This window comes from Ureibacillus aquaedulcis, from assembly GCF_030418165.1.
GTDB lineage: Bacteria > Bacillota > Bacilli > Bacillales_A > Planococcaceae > Ureibacillus > Ureibacillus aquaedulcis.
In genome coordinates this window covers 112,496-128,379 of sequence record NZ_JAUHTQ010000008.1, presented here as the reverse complement: position 1 = coordinate 128,379, position 15,884 = coordinate 112,496, and the positions used below count along the sequence as shown (strand labels likewise).

Sequence of the window (15,884 nt, the reverse complement as noted above, 5' to 3'; positions counted from 1 at the left end):
TGCTCATGCAACTATTGCTTATTCTTCGTCATCTTGATAAAGATCGTAAGCTACATCTTCATCATAGAAATCACTATCATTGTCAGCGTCATCAGCCGGAACAAAACGACTTGATTCGTTTGGATAAATTCCCGCTTCACGCGCATCTGTTTCACTCTTAATATCGATTTTCCAGCCTGTTAGTTTTGCTGCAAGGCGCGCATTTTGTCCGCGTTTACCGATCGCCAATGATAATTGATAATCAGGTACCACTACAGTTGTCGACTTTTCTTCTTCGTTAACGATTACATCAAGAACTTTTGAGGGACTTAAAGCATTTGCAACAAATACAATTGGATCTTCAGACCATTCAACTATGTCGATTTTTTCTCCATTTAACTCGTTCACAATGTTTTGTACACGTGCACCTTTGGCACCTACACAAGCACCTACTGCATCGATTTCCGGATTGTGGGCATGTACGGAAATCTTCGAGCGGTCTCCGGCTTCACGAGCGATCGATTTAATTTCAACGATACCTTCAAAAATCTCTGGAACTTCCATTTCGAATAGTCTGCGAAGTAATCCCGGGTGTGTACGAGAAACGATGACTTGAGGTCCGCGTGTTGTACGCTCTACTTTCGTAATATAAACGCGAATGCGGCTTTGCGGTCTATATGCTTCACCCTGGATTTGTTCGTTTACAGGTAATGCAGCTTCCACCTTACCTAAGCTTACATAAATATTGCGGGCATCTTGACGTTCAATTGTTCCGTTCACAATGTCATCTGTGCGATCTACGTATTCTTCGTAAATAATACCGCGCTCTGCTTCGCGAACTCTTTGTGTTACAACTTGTTTTGCTGTTTGAGCCGCGATGCGTCCGAAGTTGCGAGGTGTTACCTCTTGTTCGAGAACATCACCGATTTCATATGCCGGGTTAATTTCCTTTGCATCTTCAAGAGCAATTTGAAGACGGTCATCTTCTACTTCCTCTACTACATCTTTGCGTGAATAGACCAACATTGATCCATTTTCCAGATTTAAATCTACACGTACATTCTGTGCCTGATTAAAGTTTCTTTTATATGCAGTTACTAATGCCGCTTCAATTGCTTCAACTATTACTTCTCTCGAAATTCCTTTTTGTTGCTCCAGAGCAGTTAAAGCATCTAATAAATCACTACTCATTTTGTTCACTCCTAATATTCAGTTATGATGAAAAATCGATAGCAAGTCGTGCTTTTGCGATTTTTTCTTTTTCAATAAAAACAGTTAGTTTACGTGTTTTAATTCGAACTTCAAGTTCTAGACCTTCATCAGTATATGATCTTAGATAGCCTTGGAATTCTTTCATATCTTTTATTGGCTCGTATGTTTTCACATAGATAAATTTGCCTACTGATTTTTCGAAATCTGATTCTTTTCTCAATGGTCGTTCCGCACCTGGTGAAGAAACTTCCAAATAGTAGTTTTGCTCGATTGGGTCTTTTTCATCCAGGACTTCACTTAGCCGCTCACTTACGAGCGCACATTGTTCAATATCAATGCCGCCTTCTGGTGTATCGATATATACACGAAGGAACCAGTTGCGTCCTTCTTTTAAAAACTCAATTTCGACAAGTTCAAGGTTCAACTCTTCTACAATTGGCGTAACAAGTTCTTCAATTACTGACGTTACTTTGCTCATAGTATCCTCCCAACGTAATTGTCTCTTGCCTTTTTCCACAAATTATCGGTTTATATAAATTAAAATTTCACTTAAATGCGAGATTTTATGCCTCTTTTCTACTAATTGTTGTGAAGGATCCAAAACTTAATCAGTATAAAAACAGAAATTCCACCGAAGAAAGGTGAAATTCAAGAGGGACCGAATGTTGCTGTAAGAAAAATTTGAATAAGCGTAACAACAGAAAAGAGCGGGAAAAGCCCCACTCTTTTGCTGCAAAACTATCAACAAATTATTACCATAACAATAGCACAATATTTAACAGAATGCAAATTTACGCAAATCTGTTACCTAATTGGCAGCTTCGCAAAGTGTTGGTTTTAGAACAATGACAGCTGGTTTGCGTCAGGCAGACCTTCAAGACAGCCTAACGTATCCATATACTCGATAAGGGATTTGGAAACTCTCCCGCGTTGCTGCAGGTCCTCTTTCGATAAAAATTCACCGTCCTGCCTTGCCGCAACGATTGCTTTGGCAACGTTTGTACCAAGACCAGGAATCGCATCAAATGGAGGAATCAATGTATTGCCCTCAATGACAAACTCACTTGCCTGGGAACGATATAAGTCTACCTTCTGGAAGCTCATGCCGCGTTCGCACATTTCCAATGCAAGCTCCAATACCGTCATTAAATCTTTTTCCTTTTTCGAAGCATCTAAACCTTTTGCGTTGATATCATCAATGCGTGAGCGAATGATTGCCGAGCCCTGTGTCATGGCGATCAGGTCAAAGTCGCTTGCACGGACAGTAAAATACGCTGCGTAATATAAAATAGGATGATGTACTTTAAACCATGCTATACGCACTGCCATCAAAACATAGGCAGCGGCATGGGCTTTCGGGAACATGTACTTTATCTTCTTGCAGGAATCGATATACCATTCAGGTACACTTTGTGCTCGCATCTCCGCTTCCATTTCTTCCGTCAAGCCTTTCCCTTTACGAACCGACTCCATGATTTTGAAGGCAAAGCTTGGTTCCAATCCTTGATAGATTAAATAAACCATTATGTCATCACGGCAACCGATTACTTCGGAAAGTACACACGTCCCGTTATGAATTAATTCTTGGGCATTTCCCAACCAAACGTCTGTCCCATGGGATAAACCAGAAATCTGCACAAGTTCGCTAAACGTTGATGGCTTCGTATCTTCCAACATTTGACGAACAAATCGCGTACCAAACTCAGGAATCCCCAAAGTACCCGTTTTCGTGCCGATTTGTTCTACCGTTACACCAAGGGATTCCGGTGTGGAGAAGATTTTCATTACTTCCGGGTCATCTGTCGGGATTGTTTTCGGATCGATTCCGGATAGATCCTGCAGCATCCTGATCACAGTCGGATCATCGTGCCCAAGTATATCGAGCTTCAGTACGTTATCATGGATGGAATGGAAGTCGAAATGGGTTGTTTTCCATTCCGAATCCTGTGCATCTGCCGGGAATTGAACCGGCGTAAAATCATAAATATCCATATAATCCGGCACTACAATGATCCCACCAGGGTGTTGCCCAGTCGTACGTTTAACCCCGGTACAGCCTTGTACAAGGCGATCCACTTCCGCCCCGCGGAATGAAAGATTATTATCGGATGAATAACCTTTTACATATCCATAAGCTGTTTTTTCGGCTACTGTACCAATCGTTCCGGCACGATATACATAGTCCTCACCGAACAGGACTTTTGTATAGTTATGGGCTTGTGGCTGATATTCACCCGAGAAGTTCAAGTCGATATCGGGAACCTTGTCTCCTTTAAATCCAAGGAAGGTTTCAAACGGAATATCCTGGCCATCTTTTTTGTATTGCGTGCCACATTTTGGGCATTCCTTGTTTGGCAAGTCGAACCCGCTCCCGACGGAACCATCATCAAAGAACTCTACATTTTTGCAGCTAGGGCAGATGTAATGCGGTGGTAACGGATTTACTTCTGTAATTTCCATGAAGGTCGCAACAAGCGAAGACCCTACCGATCCACGGGAACCTACCAGGTATCCATCTGCAAGGGACTTTTTCACGAGCTTTGCGGAAATTAAGTAAATTACGCCGAATCCGTTTCCTAAAATCGATGTTAGTTCTTTTTCAATACGGGCCTTCACGATTTCAGGAAGCACTTCTCCATATATTTGATGGGCCATTTCATAGGTTAGGTTCGTTACTTCCTCATCCGAACCTTCAATTTTTGGAGTATAAAGGTCATCCTTGATCGGTTTTACATCGCCAATCATATCGGCAATTTTTTGTGAGTTGGTCACTACAATCTCTTTTGCAAGATCCGGCCCCAAGAAATCAAATTCTGCCAACATTTCATTTGTAGTACGGAAATGAACGGCTGGCAACTTGTAGCGATTTAAAGGATTTGCTCCTCCCTGTGAACCGACCAAAATTTGACGGAATACAGCGTCGTTTTCATTTAAATAATGAACATTCCCTGTTGCGACAACAGGCTTGTCCATACGCTTGCCAAGCTTTACCAGCTTGCGAATGATATCCTCCAAATTCCATTCATCATGAATGACGCCGCCTTCTATTAAAGGTGCATAGACAGGCTTTGGCTGCACTTCGATATAATCATAGAATTTGGCAACCTTTTCGGCCTGGTCACTCGATTTATTCATCATCGTTTCAAATAACTCGCCATTATTGCATCCAGACCCGACTATAAGCCCTTGTCGATGCTTGGTTAAATCCGATCTGCGTATACGCGGAACACGATAGTACGTTTTTGTATGGGCAATTGAAATTAACTTAAACAGGTTTTTCAACCCATCATTATCGACTGCCAAGATTGTACAATGGTATGGTCGGGACTGCTTATAGCTTTCATCCCGATTGATTTGATCGTTGAATTCATCGTGATAGTTGATGCCATGCTGCTCTTTTGCATCTTTTAACAAATGAAGCATTAATTCACCCGTTGCTTCCGTATCATAGATGGCACGGTGATGTTGTGTTAGTTCAATGCCGTATCGTTTACACAATGTATTTAAACGGTGGCTTTTTAACGTAGGATTTAGGAATCTGGACAGCTCAAGCGTATCAATTACTGGGTGAATAACACCTTGTATACCCGCTTTTTCATAGGCAGTATATAGGAAGCCCATATCGAATGATGCGTTATGGGCAACAACGATCGAATCTCCAATAAAATCTTTAAACTCCGTTACGACTTGAGCTACCTCTGGCGCATCTTGCAGCATATCATCGGTAATATGCGTTAGCTCAATAATCTTTGCTGTCAAGGGTTTATGGGGATTTGCAAAGCGTTCGAATTTCTCGATTACTTTACCTTCCTTAATTTTCACCGCAGCAAGCTCTATAATCGTATCGTAGGCAGTGGAAAGACCTGTTGTTTCGACGTCAAACACTACAAACGTTGCATCATCAAGCCCAATATGTTGTTCGGCATAGGCAATCGGAGAGCCATCGTCAACCAAGTTGGCTTCGATGCCATAGATAATTTTGACGCCATGTTTTTTTCCTGCCGCATATGCATCAGGGAAACCTTGTGCTACAGCATGGTCCGTGATGGCAATGGCAGAGTGCCCCCATTTTGCAGCTTGTCCAACCAACTGATCAATCGGAGTCACCGCGTCCATTTGACTCATTGGTGTATGTAAATGAAGCTCTACTCGTTTTTGCCCTTCCGGTGCTGTATCCTTGCGGGATTCCTTGAACACCTCGTTAATATCTTGGGCCATAACGACCAAATCACGAACGAAGGTGTCATTTTGAACTGCACCGCGCACTTTTACCCACATACCTTTTTTCAGTTGTGCCATACGTTCTGCATCTTCTTTATCGCGAGAGAACATTTTCACCAGGATGGAATCGGTATAGTCGGTCATTTTTAGTTCCAAAAGTGAACGGCCGCTTCGCAGCTCCTTGATTTCTACAGCAAATACAAACCCTTCAAGAACAACTCGGCGCTCTTCTTCTACCACACGGCGAATTTCCATGATGTCTGTATCTTTTATGTGGTTTCCTAACTGGAATGGACCACTGCTAGCAACAGATTCAGGGTTATCCGATTTTGCCTTTTCACGGCTTTGGAAATCTTCCATCGCTTTACGTGCAAGCTCCGCCTCTTCCAATTGACGTTTTTCAATATATTGCTGCTGTGCTTCTTTCATCTCGTCAGTTGCTTCAACTAGTTGGAAGTCTACCGAAAACTGTGGGAATCCCAAGCTTTCATATGCCTCGACAATTTTCACTCCGTATTTGGATTTTAATGTCAACTGTTCCATTTCAGCCATACATGAAACAATTAACTTGTTTCCTGTCCATGTCGGCATTTGAGTCAACAATCGATTTTTAACTGGCGGAGATGCATCCAATTGCTCAACAGCAGATAACCAATAATCCATTATGAGCTGCTCGGTTACTACCGGATTTCTTGCTTCAATTGTTATTATGCCCTGCGCAATATGGGAAAACTGCTCAGCCATTCTTGTACGAAATAATTGATACAGCTGGAATGGTAAAATATTTTCTAGCTGAAGGGCAAAACACCAGATGCGATTTTTTTTATGAACAGTAAGTCGAGTGAGCTCACCTTTTTCAAAAAAAGACATGTAGACATCTTCGGTTAGCTGTAATTGTTGTAAAAGTGTTAAAAATCGTTCTCGCGCTTCTTGGCTGTCTACCATTTAACTCACCACCTGTTTTGGATTTTTAATATTTAAAATTCTAAAGTAGTATCTATATCAGAAAGAAACGATTTTCGCTAGAAAGCGAAAATCGATCGTTTTTTACTTTGCCTTTTAATTTGACCGGAAAATTTCATTTAAGTGGTCGATCAGTTCTTCTTTTGCCCACTCGAAAGTTTCACCTGTTTTTCTGATTTTCACTTCAACGATGCCTTCACTTGCCCGTCTTCCTATCGTTATGCGAACGGGCAGACCAATTAAATCGGCATCCACAAATTTCACTTCTGCATGAATATCCCGATCATCGAACAATACTTCAAACTGGTAGAACGTTAAGATGTTATATAGCTCTGATGATAGGTTAAATTGTACTTCATCCTCTTTATCAACCGGTATTAAATGAAGTTCGTATGGAGAAAATTGCTTTGGCCAATTAAAGCCTTTATCATCCTGATAATTTTCCGCCAGTACTGCCAATAGTCTGGATATCCCCAGATGATAGCAGTTCATTAGAAGTTCGCCCGAATGTTCATTGTCATCACTGAAGTTTTCATTAGCATAATCAGCAACACTTTCACCCAGTTTGCTTATTTTCCCTACTTCAATCGCTTTTTTAAAGAGAATGGTGCCCTGTCCATCAGGAGAAGGGTCCCCTTCCTGGATGTAGCGGATATCCTCATAGCTGCTAATGGCAAAATCTCGTCCAGGAGATACATTCACATAATGATATCCCTCTTCATTGGCCCCAGCCACTCCATTGCTGATCGACTGGATTGCATTGTCTGCTACAACCTTTACGTCAATCGGCAGCTTAACCGGACCAATCAGCCCGACATGGGCGCCTAATAATTCTTGAACTTCTTTGTCTTTAGCTACGTAAACCGATGTAGCCTGCAACACATTTTTTAATTTATAAGGGTTGATCTCATGATCGCCTCGTACAAGTACAACGACATATTCATCATCAACCTTGTATAGTTCGGATTTGATACAATCTTTTTCTTCTATATTGAAAATTGTACATACTTCATTTAGCGTGTTCACATTTGGTGTTGCCACTTTTTCCATTGGCTTCACGGGTAGATCCGAGGGAATATATTCTTTGATTACTGGTGCAACTTTTATGTTTCCGATATACCTGGATTCATCTGAATAGACAACAGTTGCTTCTCCCAGTTCCGAAGCTACGATAAACTCGATTGCTTTAGCACCAACACCCAGTCCCGGATTTGTTTCGATAATCTCGTAGTGCAAGCCGAGTTTACTTAAAATAGTTGAATAAACTTGTACCATATCTTGAAAAGCTGAATCCTGGTTTTCTTTACTATCATGGAATGAGTAAGCATCCTTCATCAAAAATTCCTTGCTTCTCAATAATCCATAGTTTGATTGCGTTTCATTGCGGTAGTTAGTTTGAATTTGATATAAAGTAATCGGCAATGTGTTGAAGGATTCTACTTCCTCGCGAATCAATCTTTTCATTGCTTCCTCATGTGTTGGTGCAAGGATCAACTTTTGTTTGCTGCGATTCTTGATTTGGAATAACTCTTCTTGCTGGACCTCAAGATCTCTGGATTTCTCGATTGCTTCTTGGGCTTGCAAAGTGGGTAAACTAATTTCTACTGCCCCAAAGGCTTCCATTTCCTCATGAATCATTTTCTCTATTTTATTTAAAACACGTTTAGCCAATGGTAAATAGGAAAAGACACCACTAGTACTCTCACGTATGAATCCAGCGCGAAGAAGCATTAGATGAGATTTCACTTCACTATCCGAGGGTACATCACCCAGCGTAGGAATTAACGTAGAACTTTGTTTCATAGCGCTCCACCTTTTCTCTTCATAAATCACATATTTAGCATAACATACACCGAAGTAACTTCGTATGTACCTTTTAAATATTCACAAGTCGGAAAGAATCCTGGAATATCCATAATTTTAAATATGTACTAAAAGCTTATCAAAAAAAGTATAACCTTATTCATTATGGATTTTACCACAAATGAATAAGGTTAGATAATTTGTTGATTTTAATTGTGTCGAATGCTTCTGTTTCTTCTGAAGAGCGATTGTTCTCCTCGTCGGAGCTGGGCGATCGTTCTCCACTTAGGCCCACAGGACGTTGGTCAGTCAGCCTTTGCCACACGATGTGGCGTTCTTTGGCTGACTTCATTAGTGTCTAGTTGCGAACGATAGCTCCTCGCGCAACTTGCTTCGCCCGTAAGGACAAAGAGCGTCCTTTTGTCGAATCCTCCAAGTTGTTGTCGGAGCTGGGCGATCGTTCTCCACTTTTCTTAGAAGAAGAATCTCTGTATATCATTCCACGTAACGACTACCATCAGGATCATGAGTAAGACGATTCCTACAAAATGAACCATTCCTTCTTTTTGACGGTCAACAGGTTTGCCGCGCAATGCTTCAATTCCGAAGAACAATAATCTTCCTCCGTCAAGTGCAGGAAGAGGTAGCAGGTTCATGATCCCAAGGTTAATACTTAGGACTGCTGCCCAGTTCATTAGATTATAGACACCATCTTTTGCAACGGTTTCCGTTACCTTATAAATGCCAACAGGTCCAGAAAGTGCATCGATTGTAAACTGGCCAGTTATTAAGTCCCCTAGAAGACCTAGTATTAGAACTGTATAATCATAGGTTTGTGTGACACCAAAGACAAGGGCTTTTAAAGGGTTTTTCTCAACCGGACTTTGATAATAAACACCGATTTGCCCGTATTCCTTACCACTTTCCTCTAAGGTATCCGGGGTCATTTTAAGTTCAATGTTCTGACCATCTCGTTCTACTATAATCGATATTGGCTCACCAGGTTTATCTTGAACAGTACTGGACAGATCTTGCCATCTTTCAACAGGTTGTCCATCAATTTCCTTCACATAGTCTCCTGCTTGCAAACCGGCAGCTGCTGCTGGACCTTTCTCGTCGACACCATAAATAATTGGTTCGTAGGTAGGTACTCCTTGCATAATGCCAAGTATCGCAAAAAGGAAAAATGCTAAGATGAAATTAAAAAGCGGCCCAGCAAAAATAGCCATTGTCCGCTGCCCGACAGTTTTGGAATTAAACTGGCGATCGTATGGCGCGATCATTGTTTCAGTACCATTCTCGACAAGAGTTGCTGTTCTGGATACATTTATTCTTGTAAACTGATCATCTTCGTCGTAGCCTTCAATCCATAGCCCTTTTTCAAGGTCTGCCCGTTCCACTTCCAAAAAAAGAACATTCGGGTTTTGTACATTCTGGTTTAAATAAATTTTTTCAGCTACGTTATCCCGATTCAGAATTAACCCTACTCGAAATCCGGGCTGAAGTTCCACTGAATCAGTATCTTCTCCTGCCATTCGAACATAGCCGCCAATAGGCAATAATCGGAGTGTATATAACGTTTCACCTTTCATCATTCCAAAAATTTTCGGACCCATTCCAATTGCAAATTCACGTACTAGAATACCCGCTCGTTTTGCAAAAATAAAATGTCCAAGTTCATGGAAGAATACTAGGGAGCCGAAAACAACGATAAATGCTATAACAGTTTGCATATCATCCCACCTTCAAAGAACATGTTTACTTATTCTATGCTTGCTCTCTCTATTTTACCATGCTCTCTACTAATTTTCTTGTTTCGGTATCTACATGTAATATAGTTTCTAAGTCTGGAGCTAGAATATTTTGATGATCGTTCATAATTTGTTCGATTACTTCTTCGATTTGCAGGAAAGTTATTTTTTCTTGCAGGAATAGCCCGACTGCCGCTTCATTTGCTGCATTCATGGCCGTTAATAATGTTCCGCCTGCTTGCCCTGCGTCGTAGGCTAGTTTCAGGGCACGGAATCGCTCAAAGTCAACCTCTTTAAAATTCAGCTGGCCAATCTTTGCAAGATCTAGGCGAGTACCCCCCATTAATGGCAACCGCTCTGGATAGCTTAAGGCATATTGTATCGGTACACGCATGTCGGGAGTACCTAATTGAGCGATAACACTTGTATCATGATACTCAACTAGTGAGTGAATAATACTTTCTTTATGTAATAAAACATCAATTTTTTCGAATGGCATACCGAATAGAACATGGGCTTCTATTACTTCCAGCCCTTTATTCATCATCGTTGCTGAGTCGATGGTGATTTTTGCACCCATTGACCAATTCGGATGGTTCAATGCATCTTTTATAGTGACATTTTTTAATTCTTCCCGGGTTTTGTCACGGAATGAGCCACCGGATGCCGTCAAGATCAGTCTTTCAATTTGTTTAGGGTTTTCGCCATTCATGGATTGGAAAATAGCGGAGTGCTCGCTATCGACAGGCAAGATTGCTACATTATATTTCTTGGCTTCCGCCATCACTAAGTGACCTGCTGTAACCAAAGTTTCTTTATTGGCAATCGCAATAGTTTTTCCCATTCTGATGGCAGCCAAGGTAGATTCCAGCCCCACACTTCCCAGGACAGCGTTTACAAGTACAGTTGAGTCCGGATGCGTCGCAACCTCTACAAGTCCCTTGGGACCAAAAGTGAAAGTGGTGCGGGGAAATTCTTTTGAAAGCTCTATTGCATCTTTTTCATCTTGTACAGAAACAAGCTCCGGATTTAGTTGAGATATTATTTCACGAGTTTTTTCAATATTTCTTCCTGAAGATAATGCAACAAGTTGAAAATTGTCCTGATTATTCAACAAAATATCGACAGTTTGAATTCCAATCGAACCTGTTGCTCCTAATAAGCTTATTTTCTTCACATGGATCTTCCCTTCAATAACGAATAGTTACTTCCTTGTTAACATGGTGATGTAACCTTGGTTTAAATATAGCTGCACAGCAAAGTTCTGATCGCTTATCAGTTAACAAAATGCAGGAAGTGCAATAGTGGCAGAACGAATAAGAGGCTATCAAATCGGTCTAATATACCACCATGTCCCGGCAACAAGCTGCCCGAATCTTTTACACCATAGTGACGTTTGATTGCAGATTCTACTAAGTCGCCCATCTGTCCAAAAATTGACGCAAAGACAGCAATAATGATTAACACAAAATATGAGGAAGCAATCGGATAAATCATCTGCATAATACACGCAAACACAACTGCAGCTACAATTCCTCCTACAAAGCCTTCTACCGTTTTGTTCGGGGAAATTTCAGGCCATAATTTCTTCTTTCCAATTTTCCGGCCAATGAAATAAGCCCCCGAGTCGGTTGACCAAACAATTAATAGAGCGAAAATAATAAATTCAAGACCGCTATTACGTGTCTCAATCAGATAATAGAAACCCATCCCGACATATATAGTACTAAGTAAAATAAATCCTACATCGTCAAAAGTAAAATGATTTTTGACAAGGACCGAATAGATTAGTAAAAGAATGGCGCCAATTATTAATAACTCCAGCTTTGTTATAGCAATTTCCTGTAAATTGACTGAAGGTGGCAGCAATAAACTAAATGTAACCAATAATCCAAGAATACCTGGAATAGAAAAGATTTGAATATTTTTCATTTTTAGTAATTCGTATATACCTACAGCTGCTAGAGCATATACTAATAACGTAAAAGGTAGGTTACCGTAAAGCACAAATAATATAAATAGTGCCCCTGCTACTACCCCCGTTATAATTCTTTGCTTCAATGTAGTTATTCTCCTTTCAGTCCACCATAGCGCCTGTTGCGCTGCTGATAGGCCCGTACCGCTTCCAAGAAGGTATCTTGGTTGAAATCTGGCCATAGAATATCTGTAAACCAGAACTCAGTATAAGCGAGTTGCCATAGCATAAAGTTGCTTAGACGCACTTCCCCGCTTGTACGGATAAGTAAATCGGGCTCTGGAAGTGTTGATGTCAATAAATATTGATCAATCGTTTTTTCATCGACTTGATCCAAAGTCAGCTTCCCATCATCGACTTCTACCATTATATCCTTCATTGCTTTAACTATTTCAGCACGGCTTCCATAATTCATGGCAAAATTTAAAATTAAGCCTGTATTATTTTTGGTTTTTTCCATCGCTTCATTTAAAGCCTTTTTAGTATTCGATGGGAGGCCTTCTTTATCGCCAATCATCTCAATTCGGATGTTTCGTTCCATTAATTCTGGCATAAAGGAGTTTAGGAACATCTGAGGAAGACTCATTAGGTAATCCACCTCTGATTTCGGCCTTTTCCAGTTTTCTGTCGAGAATGCGTAAAGCGTTAACACTTTGATGCCTATGTCGTCTGCAACACGGGCAATTCTACGTACAGTCTGCATTCCTTCATGATGCCCGGCAATTCTAGGCATTGCTCTTTTTTTTGCCCAACGTCCGTTGCCATCCATAATAATTGCGATATGGGAAGGTAAACATTCATTACTTACAAGAGATTCTTTGACCTCCAAAGAGTGCTTTCCTTTTTTTGATTTACTAAATAGCTTTTTTAACATCAGCAATTCCCCCACCTGACAACATTTTGGACGTTTTTCTTTTTAAGGATACGATCCCCTATATTTTTAGAAATAAGAAAAATATGGATTCTCGTGTGAAAACTGTATTTTTCTAATCATATCAAAAACAAAGGATTGTGTCTTACGTTCTCTCGTATAATTTCTAATATTTTTCAATTCATGATGAGTATTATGTATTGGCACATCCAAACTCTCTTAACAATTGCGACTAATCTTGACCGATTTTTTTAAAGTCAACATAAGTGTACTACATTGAAAAAAGACGTCCCAATTAATAGGACGCCCTACTCTTGAATTAGTTCATCATTCATTTAGATTTACAATAGTTTTGCAAATGATAAATTTAAACACAATTCAAGCATGTTTTTTATACAGATAAGATTTCTTTTTCTTTATCTTTTGCTAATTGGTCAACTTTAACGATGTAATCATCCGTTAACTTTTGGATATCGTCACCAAAACCGCGTAAATCATCTTCTGTAATTTCGCCGTTTTTCTCTAATTTCTTCAGATCATCATTGGCGTCACGGCGTACGTTTCGGATTGCTACTTTTGCATTTTCCGCTTCTTTGCTCACAACTTTTACAAGCTCTTTACGACGTTCTTCCGTTAAAGCAGGGATTGTTAAACGAATTACATTTCCATCATTTGTCGGAGTAATTCCGATATCTGATTTCATGATCGCTTTTTCAATTTCACCCAGGATTGATTTGTCATAAGGTTGAATGACTAAAAGTCGTGCTTCAGGCACGGAAATACCAGCTAATTGATTTACAGGTGTTGGCGCACCGTAATAATCAACTGAAATTCTGTCTAGAAGAGACGCATTTGCACGCCCTGCACGAATCGAAGCCAATTCGCGGGAAAATGCAGAGATCGATTTGTCCATTCTTTCTTTTGCTTGTGCTAATACTTGTTTAGGCATTAAAAGTTCCTCCTAACCACTGTACCGATTTTATCACCGAGTACCGCTCGTTTAATATTTCCTTTATTCATAATAGAGAATACTATTAATGGGATATCGTTGTCCATACATAAAGTGGAAGCAGTTGAATCCATTACCTGTAATCCTTGTTGAATTACGTCTAAATATGTGAGTGTGTCATATTTAACAGCAGTTGAGTCAGTTTGTGGATCAGCAGAATATACACCATCTACATTATTTTTAGCCATCAAGATTGCATCTGCATCAATTTCTGCAGCACGTAAAGCAGCAGTCGTATCTGTAGAGAAGAATGGGTTACCTGTACCCGCAGCAAAAATTACAACGCGTTTCTTTTCAAGGTGACGCACTGCTTTTCTGCGTATGTAAGGCTCTGCAACTTGTGTCATAACGATAGAAGATTGAACACGTGTTTCAATTTCCAACTTTTCAAGGGCATCTTGCAATGCCAATGAATTCATAACAGTTGCAAGCATTCCCATGTAATCCGCAGAGGCACGGTCCATCCCCATTTCGCTACCTACTTTTCCACGCCAGATGTTACCGCCGCCTACTACTACAGCAACCTCGACTCCAAGCTCCACTACTTCTTTAATATCTTCAGCAACTGACTTAATAATTTTTGGCGATAAACCGTAACCAGCTTCTCCTGCCAATGCCTCACCGCTAATTTTTATAACTACACGTTCATATTGTGGCACACTCATAGTAAACCTCCGCAATTCGTTTTTATACTACTGAAACATAACTAACTATTTGTACTAGTATTTTGTCAAGCTACGATTACCCGGTCCCTCGAAATCGTTTCGGTTCCTTCTTAAGGGTGCAGGCACACTTGTCGGGACCCTACAACTCTTGTCGGGCTTAATGGGCATTTTTCGCTTTTCTTCCTTGAAAAATAGGGAACACTGGTTTGTGTCCCCTAATTATACTTATTATTTAAATTAGTTGCCTTTAACTTGGTTCATAACTTCTTCAGCGAAGTTGTCTTCACGTTTTTCAATACCTTCACCAACAGCGAAGCGTACGAATGAAGTGATGTTACCACCAGCTGCTTTTACGAAATCACGTACTTTTTGATCAGAGTTTTTAACGAAAGTTTGATCAAGTAAGCAAATGTCTTCGAAGAATTTACCAAGGCGACCTTCTACCATTTTAGCAACGATATTTTCTGGTTTACCTTCGTTAAGAGCTTGTTCAGTTAACACTTTACGTTCACGGTCTACTACTTCTTCAGAAACTTCGTCACGTGATACATATTGAGGGTTGATTGCAGCGATGTGCATAGCGACATCTTTAGCTGCTGATTCATCAGTAGAACCTTCAAGAACTACTAATACACCAATACGTCCACCCATGTGCAGGTAAGAACCGAAAGCATCTGCATCAGTTTTAGTTTTCACTTCGAAACGGCGAAGAGTGATTTTTTCTCCGATAGTTGCAACAGCAGTAGAAATTTGATCTGCGATTTTAACACCTTCAGCATTTGAAAGCTCTAATGCAGCTTCTACTGATTCTGGTTTTGCAGCTAAAATTTGTTGCGCTAATTCAGAAACAAGTACTTGGAATTTTTCATTTTTTGCTACGAAGTCAGTTTCAGCGTTAACTTCTAAGATTACAGCTTCGTTTCCTTCAGCCAGGATATAAGTTGTACCTTCAGCAGCGATACGATCAGCTTTTTTAGCAGCTGAAGAAAGACCTTTCTCACGTAAGAAATCAACTGCTGCGTCGATATCACCATCTGTTTGTACTAAAGCTTTTTTACAATCCATCATACCTGCGCCAGTTTTTTCGCGAAGCTCTTTTACTAATTGTGCAGTAATTGCCATTTGAAGTTTCCTCCTTGGGTTTTAGGTTATTTAATTTTTTAGTATATCTGTTTACATGATGTCCAGTTTCAGCGGTTTGCTCCTCGGAATCTTCAACTTTCTTCAAAGCATGCAAGCATGCTCGTCAAAAGTCTCCGCAGCACACGGATGTGCAAGTGCCGACAATGCCACATGATGTGGCGTTTTTGTCGACCAGTTTCTGTCAGAGCTTTAGCGAACCGCATTCACTTTTCTTTCTAAAAAAAGGTGATAAGAGGGTTCATCCACTTATCACCTTTTTAGGCAGCTAAGAAAGTTTATCACTTCCTTAGCC

Annotated in this window: 11 protein-coding genes; all 11 read right to left on the bottom strand. The window is 40.4% G+C overall.

Annotated features, from left to right (window positions below):
* Positions 1-18 precede the first annotated feature (18 nt).
* A complete protein-coding gene (gene nusA / locus QYB95_RS12085) occupies positions 19-1,170 on the bottom strand; it encodes a transcription termination factor NusA (protein ID WP_301138582.1) in 1,152 nt (383 codons plus the stop codon).
* 22 nt (positions 1,171-1,192) lie between these two features.
* A complete protein-coding gene (rimP, locus tag QYB95_RS12080; RefSeq protein WP_301138581.1) occupies positions 1,193-1,669 on the bottom strand; it encodes a ribosome maturation factor RimP in 477 nt (158 codons plus the stop codon).
* A 359-nt stretch (positions 1,670-2,028) separates the two neighbouring features.
* Complete coding sequence (locus tag QYB95_RS12075) at positions 2,029-6,357, bottom strand: PolC-type DNA polymerase III (RefSeq protein WP_301138580.1); 4,329 nt, start codon at positions 6,355-6,357, stop codon at positions 2,029-2,031.
* Positions 6,358-6,471: 114 nt separating this feature from the next.
* Positions 6,472-8,178, bottom strand: a complete 1,707-nt coding sequence (locus tag QYB95_RS12070; RefSeq protein ID WP_301138579.1) for a proline--tRNA ligase — start codon at positions 8,176-8,178, stop codon at positions 6,472-6,474.
* A gap of 473 nt (positions 8,179-8,651) precedes the next feature.
* A complete protein-coding gene (gene rseP, locus QYB95_RS12065) occupies positions 8,652-9,911 on the bottom strand; it encodes an RIP metalloprotease RseP (protein ID WP_301138578.1) in 1,260 nt (419 codons plus the stop codon).
* Positions 9,912-9,960: 49 nt separating this feature from the next.
* Entirely contained in the window at positions 9,961-11,106 is a 1,146-nt protein-coding gene (gene dxr, locus QYB95_RS12060; RefSeq protein ID WP_301138577.1) for a 1-deoxy-D-xylulose-5-phosphate reductoisomerase, read from the bottom strand.
* Positions 11,107-11,204: 98 nt separating this feature from the next.
* Complete coding sequence (locus QYB95_RS12055; protein WP_301138576.1) at positions 11,205-11,990, bottom strand: phosphatidate cytidylyltransferase; 786 nt, start codon at positions 11,988-11,990, stop codon at positions 11,205-11,207.
* A 5-nt stretch (positions 11,991-11,995) separates the two neighbouring features.
* Positions 11,996-12,778: an undecaprenyl pyrophosphate synthase gene (gene uppS, locus QYB95_RS12050; protein WP_301138575.1), complete on the bottom strand. Its 783-nt coding sequence runs from the start codon at positions 12,776-12,778 to the stop codon at positions 11,996-11,998.
* 388 nt (positions 12,779-13,166) lie between these two features.
* Positions 13,167-13,724, bottom strand: coding sequence for a ribosome recycling factor (gene frr / locus QYB95_RS12045; protein ID WP_301138574.1), 558 nt, complete (start codon positions 13,722-13,724; stop codon positions 13,167-13,169).
* Entirely contained in the window at positions 13,724-14,449 is a 726-nt protein-coding gene (gene pyrH, locus QYB95_RS12040; RefSeq protein WP_301138573.1) for a UMP kinase, read from the bottom strand. Before pyrH ends, frr begins: the two co-directional genes overlap by 1 nt.
* A 237-nt stretch (positions 14,450-14,686) precedes the next feature.
* The gene (gene tsf, locus QYB95_RS12035; protein WP_301138572.1) at positions 14,687-15,571 is read right to left on the bottom strand and encodes a translation elongation factor Ts; all 885 of its coding nucleotides are present in this window, start codon (positions 15,569-15,571) and stop codon (positions 14,687-14,689) included.
* Between the last annotated feature and the right edge of the window lie 313 nt (positions 15,572-15,884).